Source organism: Janthinobacterium goodfellowi (genome assembly GCF_051380695.1).
Classification (GTDB): domain Bacteria; phylum Pseudomonadota; class Gammaproteobacteria; order Burkholderiales; family Burkholderiaceae_D; genus Janthinobacterium.
In genome coordinates this window covers 1-19,238 of the sequence record NZ_JBNYXN010000013.1, presented here as the reverse complement: position 1 = coordinate 19,238, position 19,238 = coordinate 1, and the positions used below count along the sequence as shown (strand labels likewise).

Sequence of the window (19,238 nt, the reverse complement as noted above, 5' to 3'; positions counted from 1 at the left end):
GCGTCCCGAGCTGCGCGCTTTCGTGACCTACGGCAAATGGAACGATGCGGCCACCGCCTCGGTCAATGCGTCGAACAACGGCGGCCCGATCTACAACAACAATACCAGCGGCACCTCGTATGGTTTCCAAGTGGAAACCTGGTTCTAAACATCGAACCAAACCTGCTGCACGGCGCGCTTTGCGGCCTGCGATGCTCACCGTGCTCTAGCACGGTTGCGCTTCTTAGCCACAAATCGCTGCCGCTCGCGACGGTTTTGTTCAGTGTTGATGTTTGTAATGCAGATCAACCTGGCGCATCCTTCGCGGATGCGTTTTTGGCGCCGTCCCGTGATATAAATGCAATGTAGTCATGTCATGGATCACGGCGCCGTCTTTTCACTGAAGATGATGCCCGTTTGCAAGCGGGTCTGAGCACAAGAGCGCCGGGACAGGCGCAGATTTCACCTTTTTCGGCCCCGTATGCCGAAGCCCCCTAAAAGCTTGATCAAAAAAGGAATGTGGAGATGAAACTGAAATTCAAGATTACCCAACTGGCCGCATTGACCACCCTGGCATTCGCCGGCAGCGCGTTTGCGACCGACGTGGAAGTGTTGCACTATTGGACCTCCGGCGGCGAAGCGAAGTCCGTGGGCCAGTTGCAGCAAATCGTGAAGGAAAGCGGCTTCGGCTGGAAAGATTTCGCCGTGGCTGGCGGCGCTGGCGAAAACGCCGCGACCGCGCTGAAGACCCGCGTCATTTCCGGCAACCCGCCAACGGCCGCGCAGATCAAGGGCCCATCGATCCAGGAGTGGGGCGCCGAAGGCGTGCTGGCCAATATCGATGATGCCGCCATTCCAGGCAAATGGGATGCCGTGCTGCCGAAAGTCGTCGCCGACATCATGAAATACAAGGGCCACTACGTTGCCGCTCCCGTCAACGTCCACCGCGTCAACTGGATGTGGGTCAATCCGGAAGTGCTGAAAAAAGCCGGCGTGGCCACCACCCCGACCACCTGGGATGCGTTCTTCGACGCGGCCGAGAAGATCAAGAAATCGGGCGGCATCGCGATCGCCCACGGCGGCCAGCCTTGGCAGGACGCCACCGTGTTTGAATCGGTCGCGCTGGGCGTGGGCGGCACGGAATTCTACAAAAAGGCTATCCTCAAGCTGGACCAGAAGGAATTGACCGGCCCGACCATGCTCAAGGTGTTCGACACCCTGGGCAAGGTGAAGACCTACATCGACAAGGATGCGGCCGGCCGCGACTGGAACCTGGCTACCGCCATGGTCATCAACAACAAGGCCGGCTTCCAGTTCATGGGCGACTGGGCCAAGGGCGAGTTCACGGCCGCCGGCAAGGTGCCGGGCAAGGACTACCTGTGCGTGGCCGCTCCTGGCACCGACAAGGCCTACACCTTCAACATCGATTCGTTTGCCATGTTCACGCAAAAGGATGCGAATGCGAAGAAAGGGCAGATCGCCCTGGCCAACGCCATCATGAATCCGAAGTTCCAGTCGATCTTCAACCTGAACAAGGGTTCCATCCCCGTGCGTTCCGGCGTATCGAAGGACAAGTTTGACGCTTGCGCCCTGAAATCGATGGAAGACATGGACGCCACCAACAAGACCGGCGGCCTGGTGCCATCGTTCGCCCACGGCATGGCGCTGCCATCGGCCACGCAAGGCGCCGTGACCGACGTCATCGCCAAGTTCATGAATACCAACATGAGCTCGAAAGACGCGGTTGCCGCCCTGGCCAAAGCGGCAAAAGTGAAGTAATCACGACGGCGCCGGCACTCCCGCCGGCGCCCGCTGCATCGCATGCATCGCAGGCGTCCGCCCTGGCTTTCGATCAGGCCGGCGCCACACGCAGTTTTCTCTACGGCTCTTCTATGTCCATACGCAAGCAATTCGACCGATGGATACCGCAGATGGTGCTGGGCCCCACGCTCATCGCCAGCTTGGTATTCGTCTATGGTTTTATCTTTTTGACCGGTTGGCTGTCGCTGACCGAATCGCGGCTGATGCCGAACTACGAGTTCGCCGGCCTGGTGCAATACGTCGAGCTGTTCGACAACGAGCGCTGGTGGACCTCGCTCAAGAACCTCGGCATCTTCGGTGTCCTGTTCATCGGTTGCAGCATCGCCATCGGCCTGTTCCTGGCCATCCTGCTGGACCAGAAAATCCGCGCCGAAGGCGCGCTGCGCGCCATCTACCTGTATCCGATGGCGTTGTCCTTCATCGTCACCGGCACGGCCTGGAAATGGATGCTCAATCCCAGCCTGGGCCTGGAAAAGGTCATGCACGATTGGGGCTGGACCTCGTTTACCTTCGACTGGCTGGTGAACTCCGACATGGCCATCTACACGGTGGTGATCGCCGGCGTCTGGCAGTCGTCGGGCTTTGTCATGGCCTTGTTCCTGGCCGGCCTGCGCGGCATCGATGACGAAATCATCAAGGCGGCGCAAGTCGATGGCGCGTCGCTGCCGACGATCTACTGGCGCATCGTGATTCCCGCCATGCGTCCCGTGTTCTTCAGCGTGCTGCTGATCCTCGCGCATATCGCCATCAAGAGCTTCGACCTGGTCATCGCACTGACGGCTGGCGGACCTGGCAACTCGTCGTCCGTGCCGGCCATCTTCATGTACCAGTTTTCCTTCACCCGCGGCCAACTGGGCCTGGGCTCGGCATCGGCAATGATGATGCTCGCCACCATCGTGGCCGTGCTCGTGCCGCTGATGTACCTGGAAACGCGCAGCGCAAAGGCGATGAGATGACACCTACACGAAATAATCGCCTCACCCTCGGACGGGTGGTGGTATACCTGCTGCTGATTTTGTTCGCGGTGTACTACATCGTGCCCCTGTACGTGACCCTGTCGACGTCGTTCAAGTCGCTCGACGAGATCCGCAGCGGCAACCTGCTGGCCTTGCCGCACGTGTGGCAGTTCGATTCCTGGGCCAAGGCCTGGTCCTCGGCCTGCACGGGCGTCACCTGCGACGGCATGCAGCCGTTCTTCTGGAACTCGATCAAGATGGTGATTCCCGCCGTGCTGATCTCGACCTTCCTGGGCGCCTTCAACGGCTATGTGTTCGCGCACTGGCGCTTCCGCGGTTCGGAAATCCTGTTCGCCGCCTTGCTGGTGGGCTGCTTCATTCCGTTCCAAGTGGTGATCCTGCCGATGGCGCGTTTGCTGGGCGAATTCGGCCTGGCCAACACGACTACCGGCCTGGTTTTCGTGCACGTGGTGTATGGCACGGCGTTCACGACCCTGTTCTTCCGCAATTACTATATCGGCGTGCCGGAAGAACTGATCAAGGCGGCGCGCATCGACGGCGCCGGCTTCTTCCTGATCTTCCGCAAGATCGTGCTGCCGATTTCGGGTCCGATTTTCGTCGTCTGCATCATCTGGCAATTTACGCAGATCTGGAACGACTTCTTGTTCGGCATCGTCTTCGCCAGCGGAGATTCGCAGCCGATCACGGTGGGCTTGAACAACCTGGTCAACACGTCCACGGGCGTGAAGGAATACAACGTCAACATGGCCGCCGCGGTGATTGCCGCGCTGCCGACCCTGCTGGTCTATCTGGTCGCAGGCCGTTATTTTGTGCGCGGTCTGACCGCAGGCGCAGTCAAAGGTTAAGGAAAGAATATGTCCAGTTTATCGATACGCAGCATCCGCAAGGTGTACACGAATGGCGTCGAAGTCCTCAAGGGCATCGACATCGAGATCAAGGATGGCCAGTTCCTGATTCTCGTCGGCGGCTCCGGCTCCGGCAAATCGACCCTGCTCAACATGGTGGCCGGTCTGGAAAGCGTCACGTCCGGCGAAATCCTCATCGACGGCAAGGTGGTCAACGACCTGCCGCCGAAGGACCGCGACATCGCCATGGTGTTCCAGTCCTATGCGCTGTACCCGTCGATGACGGTGCGCGAAAACATCGCGTTTGGTTTGAACGTGAAAAAGGTGCCGAAGGCGGAGCAGGAAGAAATCGTCTCGCGCGTGGCCGAAACTTTGCAGATCACGCATTTGCTGGACCGCCGCCCGGCGCAGCTGTCGGGCGGCCAGCGTCAACGCGTGGCCATGGGTCGCGCCATCTCGCGCAAGCCCTCGCTGTTCCTGTTCGACGAACCGCTGTCGAACCTGGACGCCAAGCTGCGCGTGGAAATGCGCGCCGAGATCAAGCTGCTGCACCAGCGCCTGAAGGCCACCATCGTCTACGTCACGCATGATCAGATCGAGGCGATGACGATGGGCGATCTGATCGCCGTCATGAAGGATGGGGTAGTGCAGCAACTGGGCACACCGCAGGAAATCTACGACAACCCGGCCAATCTGTTCGTGGCCGGTTTCATCGGCTCGCCGTCGATGAACTTCATCACCGTCAAGCCTGTCATCGAGGGCAACGAAGTGTTTGTCGCCATCGAGAACGCGGGCAAGAGCATGCGCCTGGCGCTGCCGTTTGCCGCCGACAAGCTGCGCAGCTATGCGGGCCGCGACGTGATCCTGGGCGTGCGCCCGGAGCAGATCACGGACATGAGCAGCGCACACGGCGACGTGGGCCAGGAACTCGGTTGCCTGATCGACCTCGTCGAGCCGACCGGTCCCGACACCCTGCTGACGACGCGCCTGAACGGCGCTGCCGTGACCTGCCGCACGCACCCGCGCGAAGCGGTGCTGCCGGGGCAGACCATGCAGCTGTCGTTCAACCTGTCGAAAGCGGCCCTGTTCGATCCGGCCAACGGCGAACGCATCGCGTAAGCGGCACCAGCAACAGAAAACGGCCCGCTTGTCGCATGACAGGCGGGCCGTTGTCGTTTATGCCGCCGCGCTTAATGCGGCAGCGATTTTTTATAGGCGATGGCGTGGCGCAGCTTGCCCTTGTCGTCGATCAGCTCATCGAATTCATTCCGGTTGACTTCCCCCAGGGCGCCCAGCTCGCGCGCGCTCTTGCCGCCGCTGACGATATCGCCGGGCCGCAGCGCCACCATCGCCTGCGCGGCCAGCAGGATCGCATTGGCATACGCGACAGGGTCGCGCAGGTCGACACGCGCCAGGTCCAGCGCCGGCATGCCGCGCAGCCAGTCGGCCCAGTAAAACTCGAGAAATTCCGTGGCGTGCTCCGGCGGCTCGTAGCCGATCTCGCGCGTAAAGTAGATGAGCGAGCGGTATGGGTCGTCGCCCAGGGATGCGAGGCCGATGGCGGGCGGCAGCTGCTGCGGCGCGATGGCCTGGTTGCGGCCGTTCTTCAGCCAGACCTTGTTTTCCGCGCGCATGCGGGCCCAGAAGGCCGCTTCGTCCAGCGCGCTGAAATTGTCGCTGACCTTGACCCAGACCTTCAATTGATGATTGCGCCCGCCATCGGCTTCCCAGAAGGTGGAAAACGTGTGGTGGCCATCGGTCAGGTACACGATGCCGCGCGGACCGATGACGACGCTCTTCATGTCGTCGGGACGGCTGCCCACGGCCGCCTTGCAGCGGTAGCCGGCCGGGGGCGCGGCCAGGGTGGCGCCGGCCACGTTGGCCGTGTTGGGCAAGACGTCGCCCTGGCCATTGGCCTCGCACAGGTCGGCGAATTTCCTGGGCTTGGCGATGTCGGCGATGCGCTTTTCTTCGGCCGCATAGCGTCCCAGCTTGTAGTACACCTGGTCGTAGCCGATGGCCGGCTGGGTCGGATGCAGTTCATCGAGGCGCACCTGCAGGATGCGCGGATGGGCGGCGCTGCCCACCACGGTGGACATCAGCGCCTGCTGGCGCGCGCTGAGTGCCGGTGCCGTGGCGACGGCGGCATCCCTGGCCCATGCCGCATTGCTGATGGAAAGCGCCAGCAGCAGGGCGCTGGCAGTGTGCGTGACGTGCATGCGACTCTCCTTTATCGTTTTCGCCTCATTCCAGCAGCGCGCTGGGCACGCGCGGCGAGGACATCAGGTCGCGGAAGGCGGCCCAATGCGCGGCACGCGTCGCGCCCTGGCGCTCGACATAGGCTTTCGCCATGTCCTGGCCCAGGTTGTAATTGATGACGTAGGCGCCCATGGCATCGTAGAACTGCAGGCGCTGCGCGGATTTCTCGGCCGGATACAGGCGCACGTTGACCAGCCATTCCAGCGCTTCTTCGCGCGTGATGCCGCCTTCGAGGTACTGGCGCGCGATGTCGTTGTCGGCGTAGCCGAGTTTGGCCAGCAGCGCATTGAGTTGCGCATAGCGGGGCGCCAGCTTTGGCTCGAGGCCGGCCAGCGGGTACAGCACCTGCTGTTCGAAGTCCAGCCGTTCCGCATCCGTGAAACTCAGTTCGATGCCGTAATTGGCCGTACCCTCGGCGATCAAGGATTGCGGCGAATACAGCGGATAGATACAGTATTCCATCCAACCCTTGCCGCGCACCAGGTCGCGTTCCAGCAGCACGTTGTAGACGTGGTGGCCTGGATACGCTTCGTGGCAACCAAGGTCGACGGCGCGATCGATGTACACGGGCAAGTCCGTATTGATCTGGATCACGCTCTGGTAGTTGCCCTTGTACCAGTTGTAGCCGCTCCACGGCTTGTCGGTGACGAATTCCAGCACGAAATCTTCGCCGTCGGGCAGGGCGATGTACTGCAAGGTGCGCTCGCGGCCCATGCGGATGGCCGCGTCCATGACGGCGCGCAGCTTGTCGGCGGGAATGATGAGTTGCGCGCGCAAGGCGTTGACACGCGCACTGACCGTGCCGGGACCGGGCAGCAGGGCGTCGATCTGCGCCACCAGTGCTTCGTAGTACGCACGGCTGTGACGGGGCGAGACGGCGTCGTACAGGCGCGCGCTTTCCGTATCGAAATCGAGGCGTGTGCCTTGCAGCATGTCCGCCTTGGCCAGCACGGCGTGCAATTGCTTGCGCAGGTTGAGGGCGCGCAGGCAAGGTTCGTCGGCCAGCAGGGCCAGCGCCGTGTCTGTCGCGGCCTTGATGTCGCTCAAACTCAATTGTTGTTCTACCGCTTCCTGTTGCCATGCGGGCGGGCCGTAATAGGCGTCCACGTACGAGGCATCGTGCTGGCCCATGGCCAGCACCAGCTTGACGTAGCGCTCGGCCGCGTCGGCAAGGGTAGGGGAGTTGCTATCGTTATTCGTCATGGCGGCAGGGTTTTTCGCGGTTGGGCAGCGCTTATTGTATAGCGCAATCGGAGGCGCGTGAGGCGTGTACGCGCCACATCATTTCTCTACAGTAACTGGAGAAACGCATCTTGATATACATCAGTGATCCCGGCATTCGGCACCTGCGTCACGCGGTTTGGCCGCAAGATGACGGGGTCTTCTTTTTTTATGAAACCGCGTGGATTTTCTCCTTGATCTTTCTTCGTTTATGGACGAATATGATGGTCGAGATCCGGCACTACCTGACGTCATCGGGCAGGGATTTATATACGGAATGGCTGAAACGCCAGCGCGATAATACGGCCAGGGTGGCCATCTTGCGGCGCGTGTTGCGTCTGATGGCGGGCAATTTTGGCGACCATAAATTTTGCCACGATGGCGTGTGGGAATTGCGCATCGACGTGGGGCCTGGTTACCGCGTGTATTACGCCATCGCCGGCGAACAGATCATTTTATTGCTGTGCGGCGGCGACAAGCGTACCCAATCGAAAGATATCGAATACGCCTGTGCCTGTTGGCATGACTGGAAGGAGAGGGGACATGAAAGAGGAACTAAGCAAACCACCGAGAGACCGCTCGCATGACGAGGCGATGGCCGAACTGTACCGCGACGATCCCGATCTGGCCCTTGAACTGATCAACAATATCCTCGTCGATGGCGACCATGGCGAACTGCTGGCCGTGCTGCGCCAGCTGACGCGCGCTTTTGGCGGCGTGCCCGCCGTGGCGCAAGCGGCCAAGCTCAATCCTACCCAGCTGTACCGTACCCTGTCGCCCGAGGGCAATCCCTCGCTGAGCACCTTGACGGCCATCCTCGATGCCATGGGTTTGCGGCTGGCCGTGGAGCCCAGGCAGCCGTTTTCCACGCCGGCTGTCTGAGTCCCTGCTTTGGTTTAAAACTCGACGGGCCGTGCCTCGCGCATCGCTTGCGTCATGGCCAGGCCGATGCGCGTCGCTTCCGTCGCGTCGTGCAAGGTCAGCGACAGAGTGCGCCGGCCCAGCGCCGCATCTGTAAATTCCTGCGCCTCGATCAAAAAGGCGTCGGCGAAGCGGGCATAGAAGTCCGGCGTGCACTCGTTGCGCACGCCATGCGCATCCGAGATTTCCACCCTGTTCAGGCGCGGATTGCTGCCCACGGCCAAGCGGCCGCCCGTGCCGAACACTTCCGTCAGGGTTTCATGGCCATGCGCCATCGTGCGCGAGGCCATGAAGCTGGCCATGCTGCCGTCGCTGAACTCGACCGTCGCCAGGCCGTTGTCGACATCGCCGAAGGCCTGCAAGCCCGTGTGGATGGCGTTGGTGCCGCTCGCATACACGCGTTTGGGCACGGGATTGCCCAGCAGCCAGCGTGCCAGGTCGATATCGTGCACGCTGCAATCGAGAAAGATGCCGCCGCTGGTGGGGGCGAAGCGCATGAAGGCGCCGCTGGGGTCGTTCTGGTCGCAGGTTTGCGAACGCACGAGATACGGCTTGCCGATGAGCCCTTGGGCGATCTTTTGCTGCGCGTCATGGTAGCTGGCGTCGAAACGCCGCACGAAACCGATCATGACGGTCAGTTGCGGATGGCGCGCCGCTTCCGCTTCCACCTTCAGGCAGTCGGCCAGGTCCAGGGACAGCGGCTTTTCGCAGAATACGTGCTTGCCGGCGCGCAAGGCGGCGATGATCTGGTCCGCATGCAGCGAGGTGGGCGTGACGAGAAACACGGCGTCCAGGCCAGGGTGGGCCAGCAAGGCGTCGTAATCGGCATAGCCGGTGGTGATGCCGAGCTGGCTGGCGGCCCAGTCCAGTTCCGCCGGCACGGGGCTGCAGGCGGCCACGACTTCGGCGTTGGGCACGCGCTGCGCCAGGTTGATGGCGTGGCGCTGGCCCAGCCGGCCCAGGCCGACGATGCCGACTTTTAATGTTGGGGATGACATGTGGTCTCCAGATATTTTTATTATTTGTTTATAAAGTGACGACGCGCTGTTCGCGCCACGACAGCGTGGCCGCCTCGGCCAATTCCAGCGCCTTCAAGCCATCGTGCACGGTGGTGCGCAGCGGCGTGCCGTGGCTGAGGGCGTCAAAGAAGTGCGCCATTTCCTGCGCGTAAGCCACGCGGTAACGTTCCAGGAAGAAGTCTTCCGGCTTGTCCACGCTGACGTTCACGGCGCCATAGGCGGTGACTTCCGTCGGCTTGTGGTTGCCCGCCTGCAGCATGCCGGCGCTGCCCAGCACTTCGAAGCGCTGGTCATAGCCGTAGGCGGCGCGGCGCGAGGCATTGATCTGGCACAAACGTCCCTTGGCCGTGCGGATGGTGACGACGGCCGTGTCGAGGTCGCCCGCCTCGCCGATGGCAGGATCGACCAGGCAGCTGCCCGTGGCGTGCACGCTGACGGCTTCATCGTCGAGTATCCAGCGGAAGATGTCGAAATCGTGGATCAGCATATCCTTGAAGATGCCGCCCGACACCTTGATGTAGCTCACGGGCGGCGGACCGGGATCGCGGCTGGTGACGACCAGCAATTCCGGCGTGCCGATTTCACCCGCTGCGATGCGCGTCTTGACGGCATTGAAGGTCGGGTCGTAACGGCGCTGGAAGCCCAGCATGCACAGCACTTTTGCCTCCTTGACGGCGGCGGCGCAGGCGCGTGCCCGGTCCAGCGTCAGATCGACGGGTTTTTCGCAAAAGATGGCCTTGCCGGCGGCGGCCGAGCGCAGGATCAGGTCCGCGTGCGTGTCCGTGCTCGAGGCGATGACGACGGCCTTGACGGCCGGGTCGGCCAATGCCGCTTCGACAGTCGCGCTGCTGCCGCCATGCAGGCCGGCCAGCGCGGCCGCCGCTTCCTGGTTGACGTCGACCACGTACTTGAACTGCACGCCGGGTTGGGCGGCCAGGTTGGCCGCGTGGATTTTGCCGATGCGTCCGGCGCCGAACAACGCTACTTCAATCATCATGTTCTCCTGGGGTGTGGATTTCTTCGATGTCGAGCTCTAATTTGTATGCCAGCGCGATGAACAGCGCCTGGCACAGGCAGATGGTGCTGGTCAGCGAGCGGAAGGCGAAAGCGCTGCCCTCGGTGACGGTGAGCAGCGCGTCGGCGGCCCGCGCGAGCGGGGCCAGCTTGCTGTCGGTAATCACCAGGACTTTGGCGCCCTTGTCTTGCGCCGCCTTGATGCACTGCTGGGTTTCCTTGCCGTAAGGCGAGAAACTGATGGCGATCGCCACATCGCGTTCGCGCACGCTGCGCATCTGTTCGCGGTGCATGCCGCCCAGTCCGCTAATCAGGTGCACGCGCTTGTCCGTGTGCTCGAGCGCGTAGGCGATGTAGGAGGCGATCGGAAAGGACCGGCGCACGCCGATCACATAGATGTTTTCCGCTTTCAGCAGCAGGTTGACGGCCGCTTCCAGCTGCACGTCGTCGAGCCCGGCGGCCAGATCGTCGAGGCCGGCGCGGCTGGCGCCGACGAATTCGCGCGTCAGGTCGCCCGCGCTGAGGGCCGCATCGCGCGTGGAAATGAGCTTGCGGATGCGCTGCTGGTAGTCGGGCGTGGCGCCGGCCTGGTCCGTGTACGCCTGGCGGAACACATCCTGCATTTCGGAAAAGCCCGTGTAGCCGAAGCGCTGCGCGAAGCGCACGATGGCCGACGGCTGCACGTCGCAGGCGGCAGCGATGTCGCTGATGCGCTCGAGCATCAGGCTGGCCCGGTGCTTTTCAATGTATTGCGCGATGACTTTCAGCTGGCGCGACAAGTTGTCGTACTCGGCGGCAATGTGCTGCATCAGCTGTTCGATGGGGGCGGTGGCTGCCATGGTTTTTTCCTCGGTTGCTTGCTGGGCCGCAATGGCATATCAAGTTGCGCTGCGGCTGGTTCTGGCGAGAATTATAGGAGGGAAATCCAAAAATAGAAACGAATTTCTATTTAAATTTATTTTGAAAATTTTATTGCATTTGTCTTTTTTGTGGCCTAAGCTGTGCGCAGTGCATCGGTTCGTGTGCCGCAAGGCCAGGCCGGTGACACCCTTCATAAAAGCTCGCAACTATAAAAATTAATCCGTCTAGGAGACATTCATGCATAGCAATAAAAGCAAGGGTTTGATGAAGTGCCTGGCCATCGCCAGCCTGGGCCTGAGCCTGGGATTGAGCACGGGCGCCAGCCATGCTGCCGGCGAGAAATTCGTCATGGTCAGCCACGCGCCGGACTCCGATTCCTGGTGGAACACCATCAAGAACGCCATCAAGCAAGCTGGCGAGGACTTCAACGTCACGGTCGACTACCGCAATCCGCCGAATGGCGACCTGGCCGACATGGCGCGCCTGATCGAGCAGTCGGCCGCGCGCAATTACGACGGCTTGATCGCCGACATCGCCGACTTCAGCGTGCTGCAAAAACCGCTGGGCACGGTGGTGGCCAAGAAAATCATGCTCGTGACCATCAATTCGGGCACCCTGGCGCAAAGCGAACAGTTGAAAGCCATCATGCACGTGGGCCAGCCCGAGTATGACGCGGGCCTGGGCGCCGGCAAGCGCGCCAAGGAAGCGGGCATCAAATCGTTCGTGTGCGTGAATCACTATGCGATGAATGCCTCCTCGTTCGAACGCTGCCGCGGTTTTGCCGACGCGCTGGGCGTCGATTTCAAATCGTCCACGCTCGACACGAATGGCGTCGATCCTGGCGTGATCGAGAGCAAGGTCAGCGCCTATCTGCGCAGCAATCCGAAGACCCAGGCCGTGCTGGCGCTGGGACCGGATTCGGCGCCGGCCGCCATGCGCGCCGTCGAAAAGCTGGGCCTGAAAGGCAAGATGTACTTCGCCAGCTTCGACTTGTCGGAGGAAATCGCCAAGGGCATCAAGGATGGCAGCATCCAGTTCGCCATCGACCAGCAGCCCTACCTGCAAGGCTACATTCCTGTCGCCGTGATGGCCATCATGAAACAGCAGAAGATCACGGACCTGGCCAAGGTCAAGGAAATCCTGATCGCCAATCCGAAATACCAGGCACGCCTGGCGGAATACGGCCTGACGCCCATCTACGGCCCGCGCCACATCAGCTCCGGCCCCGGTTTCGTGACCAAGGACAACATCGCCAAGGTCGAAAAATACGCCGGCCAGTACCGCTAATCCACACAGTCGCCACCGGGAGTTACCCAGCGCCGCACCGCCTCCCGCGGGCGGCGCATGGGAGGAACACGCCTGGCGCCAGCGATGCTGGTAGGAAAGTAATTGGAATTGGTAATAAGTATCACTGAAAGGACTTTGTATGACTGCGCTCAAATCCAGCCTGGCTAGCCCGGGCATGAATCCTCCTCCGCCTCCCGGCGCCTCCAGCAAGCCCCTGCCAGTCGCCGACGAGCGCGTGGGCACGACCAGCTGGGTCAAACGGCTCTTCGGCCGCCCCGAGTTCGCCTCGATTTCCGGCGCCGTGCTCGTGTTTGCCTTCTTCGTCATCACGGCCGGCGATTCCGGCATGTTCAACCTCGATGGCGTCGTCAACTGGATGCAAGTGGCGTCCTACCTAGGCATCATCGCCATCGGCGCCTGCCTGTTGATGATCGCCGGCGAATTCGACCTGTCGATCGGCTCCATGATCGGCTTTGCCGGCATGATGATTGCCATCCCGACGATCTATTTCCACTGGCCATTGTGGGCCGCTATTATTTTTGCCTTCGCCGGTTCCATGGCGCTGGGCTGGCTCAACGGCTACATCGTCATCAAGACGCGCCTGCCTTCGTTCATCGTCACACTGGCTTTCCTCTTCATCCTGCGCGGCCTGACCTTGGCCCTGTCGATCATGTTTGCCAACCGCACCATCGTCAGCGGCGTGGGCGACCTGGCGGCCAACGACTGGCTGGCCAGCCTGCTGTTCCATGGCAACGTCGCGACGGGCTTGTTCCAATGGATGGGCACGCATGGCTGGATCGCCGTGCTCGACGACGGTTCGCCGCTCGTCAAGGGCGTGCCGAAAGTCATCGCCTGGTGGCTGGTGCTGGCCGCTGGCGCCGCCTTCGTGCTGTCGCGTACCCGCTTCGGCAACTGGATGTTCGCCGTGGGCGGCGACGCCAACGCGGCCAAGAATGTGGGCGTGCCGGTACGCAAGGTCAAGATTTCGCTGTTCGTCTTCACGGCCTTCTGCGCCTGCCTGTTTGCTACCTTGCAAGTGTGCGATATCGGTTCGGCCGCCGCCGACCGCGGCATGCAAAAGGAATTCGAAGCCATCATCGCGGCCGTCATCGGCGGCGCCTTGCTGACGGGCGGCTACGGTTCCGTCGTCGGCGCCTGCTTCGGCGCGCTGATCTTCGGCGTGGTGCAGATCGGCATCACTTACACCAACATCAATTCGGACTGGTTCCGCGTCTTCCTCGGCGTCATGCTGCTGATCGCGGTGCTGTTCAATAACTTTGTACGCTCACGCGTCACGGAAGCGAGGTAAATCATGAGCGAGCATATTCTTGCCCTGGAAAATGTCAGCAAGCGTTTCGGCTCCGTGCTGGCCTTGCAAAACATCACCATGCGGCTGAAAGAGGGCGAAGTGCATTGTTTGCTGGGCGACAACGGCGCCGGCAAGTCCACCCTGATCAAGACCCTGGCCGGCGTGCACAAGCCGACCGATGGCCAATACCTGGTCGATGGCAAGCCCGTCGTCTTCAATTCGCCCAGCGAAGCGCTGGACATGGGCGTGGCCACCGTCTACCAGGACCTGGCGCTGGTGCCGCTGTTGTCCGTGGCGCGCAATTTCTTCATGGGCCGCGAGCCGATGAAAAAGCTGCTGGGCCTGGTGCCCGTGATGGATATCGACTATGCGGCCGAGACGGCGCGCGCCAAGCTGGCCGAGATGGGCATCATGGTGCGCGACCCGCACCAGGCCATCGGCACCATGTCGGGCGGCGAAAAACAGTGCCTGGCCATCGCCCGCGCCATCCATTTCGGCGCCCGCGTGCTGATTCTCGACGAGCCGACGGCGGCCCTGGGCGTGAAACAATCGTTCAATGTGCTGAAACTGATTTACAAGGCGCGCGAACGCGGTATTTCCGTGATCTTTATTACGCATAATGTGCACCATGCGTATCCGGTCGGCGACTCGTTCACTTTGTTGAACCGGGGCAAGTCGCTGGGCACCTTCACCAAGGATACGGTGACCAAGGATGCCTTGCTGGACATGATGGCGGGCGGTGCGGAAATGCAAACGCTGATGAGTGAACTCGACGGTGTCACGATTTAAGGATAGCCATGAATAATTCCACACAATTTGCCCAGGGTAGGGCGCTGGACGTGATCTGCCTGGGCCGCCTGGCGGTGGACCTGTACGCGCAGCAGATCGGCAGCACCCTGGAAGATGTCACCAGTTTCGCCAAGTACCTGGGCGGCTCGTCGGCCAATATCGCCTTCGGCACGGCCCGGCTGGGCTTGAAGTCGGCCATGCTGTCGAAGGTGGGCGACGACCACATGGGCCGCTTCTTGACGGACACCTTGGCGCAGGAGGGCTGCGACGTCAGCCATGTCGGCATCGACCGCGAGCGGCTCACCGCCCTCGTCATGCTGGGCATCAAGGACAAGAACACCTTCCCGCTGATCTTTTACCGTGAAAATTGCGCCGACATGGCCATCGACGCATCGTCGGTGGATGCGGCCTTCATTGCCTCGAGCAAGGCGCTGTTGATCACCGGCACGCATTTCTCGACTAGCGCCATGCACGCCGTCAGCACGCAGGCCCTCACATTGGCGCGCGCCAATAATGTGCGCACCGTGCTCGACATCGATTACCGGCCCGTGCTGTGGGGTTTGTCCGGCAAGGCGGACGGCGAAACGCGGTTCGTCTCGAACGACGGCGTCACGCAACATCTGCAAAGCATCCTGCCGCAGTTCGACCTGATCGTCGGCACGGAAGAGGAATTCATGATCGCCGGCGGCGGCGCCGATATCATGGCGTCCTTGCGCGCCGTGCGGGCCGCCACCCTGGCGACCCTCGTCGTCAAGCGGGGTCCGCTGGGCAGCGCCGTCATCGACAATGTGGTGCCGCACAGCCTCGACGATGCATATAACTACCGCGGCGTGCGGGTGGACGTGTTGAACGTGCTCGGCGCGGGCGACGCTTTTCTCTCCGGTTTCCTGAAAGGCTGGCTGCGCGGCGAGGATTACGAGGCGTGCTGCCGCTATGCGAATGGCTGCGGCGCCCTCGTCGTGTCGCGCCACGGCTGCGCGCCGGCCATGCCGTCGCCCGTCGAGCTCGACTATTTCCTGGCCAACGCGGCCAAGCTCACGCAGCCGGACCAGGACGCGACCTTGTCGCGCCTGCACCGCACGACGGTCGCGCGCAAGCAGTGGAATGAGCTGTGCGTGTTTGCGTTCGACCACCGCACGCAATTTTTTGAGCTGGCGCAACAAACCGGCGCGCCCGAAGCGGCCATTGCGGCCTTGAAGCAATTGATGGTGCAAGCCGTGGCGCAGACGGAAACGGCCTTGCAGCTGGCCGGCAAGACTGGCGTGCTGATCGATGGCCGCTATGGCGTCGATGCGCTCAACGATGCGACGGGGCGCGGCTGGTGGATAGGCCGTCCCGTGGAATTGCCGGGATCGAACCCGCTGCAGTTCGACTGGGGCCGCTCCATCGGCTCGCACCTGCTCAGCTGGCCGAAGGAACATGTGATCAAGTGCCTGGTGCAGCTGCATCCGGACGACGCCGTGGAAAACCGCCTGGAACAGGAAGCGCAGATCAAGGCCCTGTACGACGCGGCGCAAGTGAGCGGTCACGAACTGTTGCTCGAAGTCATACCGTCGGAAGCCTTGCCGCACAGTGAAGACACGGTCTTGCGCGCCGTCAAGCGCCTGTACAACCTGGGCATCTACCCCGAATGGTGGAAACTGGAAAGCATGTCGGCCCAGCAATGGCAAGCCATCGATGCCCTCGTGCACGAGCGCGATCCGTATTGCCGTGGCGTCGTATTACTGGGCTTGAACGCGCCCATCGCCGCCCTGGCCGACAGTTTTGAACAGGCCAGTGCCAGCACCACCTGCCGCGGCTTCATGGTGGGCCGCACCATCTTCCAGGAACCGAGCCGCCGCTGGCTGGCCGGCGAACTCGACGATGCGGGCCTGATCGCCGCCGTGCGCGCCAACTTCGAGCAGCTGATTGCCCTGTGGCAGCGCACGCGCAACCGCCTGGAGCGTGCGGCATGACCACCACCACGATCCGTTTGACCATGGCGCAAGCGCTGGTGCGCTATCTGTCCGTGCTGCGCACCGAGGAGGGCCAGCCTTTGTTCGGCGGCGCCTTCGCCATCTTTGGCCATGGCAACGTGGCCGGCATGGGCGAGGCGCTGTACCAGTACAAGGATGTGTTCCCCACCTACCGCGCCCACAACGAACAGGCGATGGCGCACTCGGCCATTGCCTATGCGAAAGCGCACATGCGCCGGCGCATGATGGCCGTCACCAGCTCCATCGGCCCCGGTGCCACCAACCTGCTGACGGCGGCTGCCTTGGCGCACGTGAATCGCCTGCCCGTCTTGCTCCTGCCCGGCGACGTGTTCGTCTCGCGCGCACCGGACCCGGTCTTGCAGCAGCTGGAAGATGGCACGGACGGCAGCGTATCGGTGAATGACGCTTTTAAACCTTTATCGCGCTATTTCGACCGCATCGTCTATCCGGAGCAATTGCTGACGGCCTTGCCGCGCGCGATCGCCGCCTTGACGGACCCGGCCGCCTGCGGTCCCGTCACCTTGTCCCTGCCGCAAGACGTGCAGACGATGGCGTATGACTATCCGGCCGACTTTTTCGAACCGAGAGTCGTGCGTTTCCGCGCCGTGCCGCCCGTCGAGCAGGAACTGGAAGAGGCCGCGTTGCTGTTGAAAAATGCAAAACAGCCGCTGATCGTCGCCGGCGGCGGCGTGCTGTACGGCCAGGCCGGCGCCTCCTTGCGGGCATTTGCCGAACGGCATGGCATTCCCGTGGCGGAAACCCAGGCCGGCAAGAGCAGCTTGCCGTGGGACCATCCCTTGCAGCTGGGCGCCATCGGCGTCACCGGTTCGCCCGCCGCGAATGCGCTGGCGGCGGACGCGGACGTGGTGCTGGCCGTCGGCACGCGCCTGCAGGATTTTACGACCGGGTCCAACTCCCTGTTTGCGCAGGCGCAATTGCTCAGCCTGAACGTCAACAGTTTTGATGCGCTGAAACGCCGGGGCCTGGGCCTGCAGGCGGACGCGACGCTTGGCTTGCAGGGCCTGTCGCGGCGGCTTGCTACCTGGCACAGTGCGGGCCAGTGGCTGGAGCGCGCGCAGCAGGCGGCGCATGCCTGGCGCGCCACCGTGGCATCCATTACCGGCAAGCGCGAGGTCGCCGGCTTGCCGTACGACGGCGAAGTCATCGGCGCCGTGCAGCGTTCCGCACCGGATTCTACTGTGCGCGACATCGTCGTCTGCGCGGCCGGTACCTTGCCGGCCGAGCTGCATAAACTGTGGAGAACATCGACGCCGGGCGGCTACCACATGGAATACGGCTACTCGTGCATGGGCTATGAAATCGCCGGCGGCCTCGGCGTCAAGATGGCCAAACCGGAAGCGGAAGTCATCGTCATGGTGGGCGACGGCAGCTATCTGATGATGAATTCGGAAATCGCCACCTCCGTCATGCTGGACAAAAAACTCATCATCGTCGTGCTCGACAACCGGGGTTACGGCTGCATCAACCGCCTGCAGCAGGCCTGCGGCAATGCCTCGTTCAACAATATGCTGCCCGACAGCGCCCCGCGCATCGACTTCGCCCTGCATGCGCAATCCTTGGGCGCGCTGTCCGAACACGTGGCCAACATCGCCGAGCTGGAACAGGCGATGCTGCGCGCCCGGGCCGCCTCCCGCACCTACCTGATCTGCATCGACACGGACGACACGCGCACGACGCAAGAGGGCGGCTGCTGGTGGGAAGTGGCCGTACCGGAAGTGTCGACCCAGCCCGGCGTGCAAGCTGCGCGTGCCCGTTATGAAAACGATCGCCTGAAACAAAGGAATTGAAATGACTACCTGGAATGTACGTATCGGCATCAACCCGATCTCGTGGATGAACGACGATTTGCCGAGCCTGGGCGGCGAAACGCCCCTGGAAACGGCGCTGAAGGAAGGCGCCGAGATCGGCTACGTGGGTTTTGAACTGGGCAACAAGTTTCCGAAAGATGCCCCGTCCCTGAACGCCGTGCTGGGCAAGTATGGCCTGGCGTGCGTCTCCGGCTGGTATTCGGGACGGCTGGCGCACCGCTCGGTGGAAGAAGAGATCGCCTCCGTCGGTCCGCATTTACGGCTGCTGGCCGACAGCGGCGCCAGCGTCATGGTGTATGGCGAAGTGGCCGACGCCATCCAGGGCGAAGCGCGCCCCTTGTATAAGCGCCCCCGTTTCCAGTCGCAGCAGCAATGGCAGGACTACGCCGATAAACTCACGGTGTTTGCGCAGCACTTGCTGGCGCACGGCGTGCGCCTGGCCTACCACCACCACATGGGCGCCTACGTGGAAACGCCGGCGGACGTGGATCAATTGATGGCCCTGACGGGTCCCGAGGTCGGCTTGCTGTTCGATACCGGTCACATCACCTTTGCCGGCGGCGACGCGCTGGCGGTCCTGAATAAACATATCGATCGCATCTGCCACGTGCATTGCAAGGACGTGCGCCCGAACGTGGTGAAACTGGCCCGCAATGGCCACTGGAGTTTTTTGCAGGCCGTCATCAATGGCGCGTTCAGCGTGCCGGGCGACGGCAGCATCGATTTCCCAGCCATTTTGACGCGCTTGTATCTGCACGGCTACGAAGGCTGGCTGGTGGTGGAGGCGGAGCAAGACCCGGCCGTCGCGCCCAGCTATCAGTATGCGAAGATGGGCCACGATTACCTGGCAAATCTCGTCGCGGCGATCCCGCGCCTGGGTCGGGAGGCGGCATGAGCCCGCTGCTGGTGAAAGCGGGGCAGGGACAGACCATCGTCGAAGTCACGCCGGCATCGGCCGGCTGGACGCATGTGGGCTTTGCCGCGCATCGTCTGGCGGCCGGCGAGGGCTTGACGCTGGAGACGGGCAAGCGCGAGCTGTGCCTCGTCGTGCTGACGGGCACGGTCACGGTGCGGGCGGGCGATCACGTCTGGGAAGCCATCGGCAAGCGCACCAGCGTCTTCGAGGATGTC

19 protein-coding genes are annotated in these 19,238 nt (G+C 62.4%); 14 read left to right on the top strand and 5 right to left on the bottom strand.

Annotated elements, in window-relative coordinates; all coding sequences use genetic code 11:
- The first annotated feature begins 10 nt into the window (after nt 1–10).
- The 5 genes from ACQ4WQ_RS28270 (at nt 11) to ACQ4WQ_RS28250 (ending at nt 4,741) form a co-directional block, all read left to right on the top strand.
- Nucleotides 11–148 (top strand): carbohydrate porin, encoded by a 138-nt coding sequence (locus ACQ4WQ_RS28270; protein ID WP_258001197.1) that lies wholly within the window; start codon nt 11–13, stop codon nt 146–148.
- Nucleotides 149–504: 356 nt separating this feature from the next.
- The gene (locus ACQ4WQ_RS28265; RefSeq protein ID WP_035817882.1) at nt 505–1,758 is read left to right on the top strand and encodes an ABC transporter substrate-binding protein; all 1,254 of its coding nucleotides are present in this window, start codon (nt 505–507) and stop codon (nt 1,756–1,758) included.
- Between the two features lie 113 nt (nt 1,759–1,871).
- Nucleotides 1,872–2,756, top strand: coding sequence for a carbohydrate ABC transporter permease (locus tag ACQ4WQ_RS28260; RefSeq protein WP_010397323.1), 885 nt, complete (start codon nt 1,872–1,874; stop codon nt 2,754–2,756).
- The gene (locus ACQ4WQ_RS28255) at nt 2,753–3,622 is read left to right on the top strand and encodes a carbohydrate ABC transporter permease (RefSeq protein WP_070290751.1); all 870 of its coding nucleotides are present in this window, start codon (nt 2,753–2,755) and stop codon (nt 3,620–3,622) included. The genes ACQ4WQ_RS28260 and ACQ4WQ_RS28255 overlap by 4 nt, the downstream gene beginning before the upstream one ends.
- 9 nt (nt 3,623–3,631) lie before the next feature.
- Nucleotides 3,632–4,741, top strand: coding sequence for an ABC transporter ATP-binding protein (locus ACQ4WQ_RS28250; protein ID WP_099408603.1), 1,110 nt, complete (start codon nt 3,632–3,634; stop codon nt 4,739–4,741).
- A gap of 71 nt (nt 4,742–4,812) precedes the next feature.
- On the opposite strand, the gene ACQ4WQ_RS28245 is transcribed toward ACQ4WQ_RS28250, so the two are convergent.
- Both ACQ4WQ_RS28245 and ACQ4WQ_RS28240 read right to left on the bottom strand, forming a co-directional pair.
- Nucleotides 4,813–5,841, bottom strand: coding sequence for a ParB/Srx family N-terminal domain-containing protein (locus ACQ4WQ_RS28245; RefSeq protein WP_436501601.1), 1,029 nt, complete (start codon nt 5,839–5,841; stop codon nt 4,813–4,815).
- A 25-nt stretch (nt 5,842–5,866) separates the two neighbouring features.
- Nucleotides 5,867–7,084 (bottom strand): hypothetical protein, encoded by a 1,218-nt coding sequence (locus ACQ4WQ_RS28240; protein WP_436501599.1) that lies wholly within the window; start codon nt 7,082–7,084, stop codon nt 5,867–5,869.
- Nucleotides 7,085–7,323: 239 nt separating this feature from the next.
- Here ACQ4WQ_RS28240 and ACQ4WQ_RS28235 point away from each other — a divergent pair, with 239 nt between their 5' ends.
- Both ACQ4WQ_RS28235 and ACQ4WQ_RS28230 read left to right on the top strand, forming a co-directional pair.
- Nucleotides 7,324–7,689 (top strand): type II toxin-antitoxin system RelE/ParE family toxin, encoded by a 366-nt coding sequence (locus ACQ4WQ_RS28235; protein WP_436501597.1) that lies wholly within the window; start codon nt 7,324–7,326, stop codon nt 7,687–7,689.
- Entirely contained in the window at nt 7,646–7,984 is a 339-nt protein-coding gene (locus tag ACQ4WQ_RS28230; protein WP_326456719.1) for a helix-turn-helix domain-containing transcriptional regulator, read from the top strand. The genes ACQ4WQ_RS28235 and ACQ4WQ_RS28230 overlap by 44 nt, the downstream gene beginning before the upstream one ends.
- Before the next feature lie 14 nt (nt 7,985–7,998).
- Here ACQ4WQ_RS28230 and ACQ4WQ_RS28225 read toward each other — a convergent pair whose 3' ends face one another.
- From ACQ4WQ_RS28225 to ACQ4WQ_RS28215, 3 genes are read right to left on the bottom strand one after another with little or no spacing between them, the layout of a single operon-like run.
- Nucleotides 7,999–9,021, bottom strand: a complete 1,023-nt coding sequence (locus tag ACQ4WQ_RS28225; RefSeq protein WP_436501595.1) for a Gfo/Idh/MocA family oxidoreductase — start codon at nt 9,019–9,021, stop codon at nt 7,999–8,001.
- A 28-nt stretch (nt 9,022–9,049) separates the two neighbouring features.
- Nucleotides 9,050–10,036 (bottom strand): inositol 2-dehydrogenase, encoded by a 987-nt coding sequence (gene iolG, locus ACQ4WQ_RS28220; RefSeq protein ID WP_436501606.1) that lies wholly within the window; start codon nt 10,034–10,036, stop codon nt 9,050–9,052.
- Entirely contained in the window at nt 10,029–10,895 is an 867-nt protein-coding gene (locus ACQ4WQ_RS28215) for a MurR/RpiR family transcriptional regulator (RefSeq protein ID WP_326457795.1), read from the bottom strand. Before ACQ4WQ_RS28215 ends, iolG begins: the two co-directional genes overlap by 8 nt.
- A gap of 259 nt (nt 10,896–11,154) precedes the next feature.
- On the opposite strand from ACQ4WQ_RS28215, the gene ACQ4WQ_RS28210 reads away from it, so the two are divergent.
- From ACQ4WQ_RS28210 to ACQ4WQ_RS28180, 7 genes are all read left to right on the top strand, one after another.
- On the top strand, nt 11,155–12,204 hold the full coding sequence (locus ACQ4WQ_RS28210; protein ID WP_414654744.1) for a sugar ABC transporter substrate-binding protein: 1,050 nt from the start codon (nt 11,155–11,157) through the stop codon (nt 12,202–12,204).
- Between the two features lie 175 nt (nt 12,205–12,379).
- Entirely contained in the window at nt 12,380–13,513 is a 1,134-nt protein-coding gene (locus ACQ4WQ_RS28205; RefSeq protein WP_436501604.1) for an ABC transporter permease, read from the top strand.
- 3 nt (nt 13,514–13,516) lie between these two features.
- A complete protein-coding gene (locus ACQ4WQ_RS28200; protein WP_326457796.1) occupies nt 13,517–14,302 on the top strand; it encodes an ATP-binding cassette domain-containing protein in 786 nt (261 codons plus the stop codon).
- A gap of 8 nt (nt 14,303–14,310) precedes the next feature.
- Nucleotides 14,311–16,257: a bifunctional 5-dehydro-2-deoxygluconokinase/5-dehydro-2-deoxyphosphogluconate aldolase gene (locus tag ACQ4WQ_RS28195; protein ID WP_436501592.1), complete on the top strand. Its 1,947-nt coding sequence runs from the start codon at nt 14,311–14,313 to the stop codon at nt 16,255–16,257.
- Nucleotides 16,254–18,086, top strand: a complete 1,833-nt coding sequence (iolD, locus tag ACQ4WQ_RS28190) for a 3D-(3,5/4)-trihydroxycyclohexane-1,2-dione acylhydrolase (decyclizing) (RefSeq protein WP_436501590.1) — start codon at nt 16,254–16,256, stop codon at nt 18,084–18,086. Before ACQ4WQ_RS28195 ends, iolD begins: the two co-directional genes overlap by 4 nt.
- Nucleotide 18,087: 1 nt before the next feature.
- A complete protein-coding gene (gene iolE, locus ACQ4WQ_RS28185) occupies nt 18,088–19,002 on the top strand; it encodes a myo-inosose-2 dehydratase (protein ID WP_436501588.1) in 915 nt (304 codons plus the stop codon).
- The coding region (locus tag ACQ4WQ_RS28180; RefSeq protein WP_436501586.1) for a 5-deoxy-glucuronate isomerase at nt 18,999–19,238 on the top strand (240 nt) is incomplete at its 3' end. The genes iolE and ACQ4WQ_RS28180, both read left to right, overlap by 4 nt.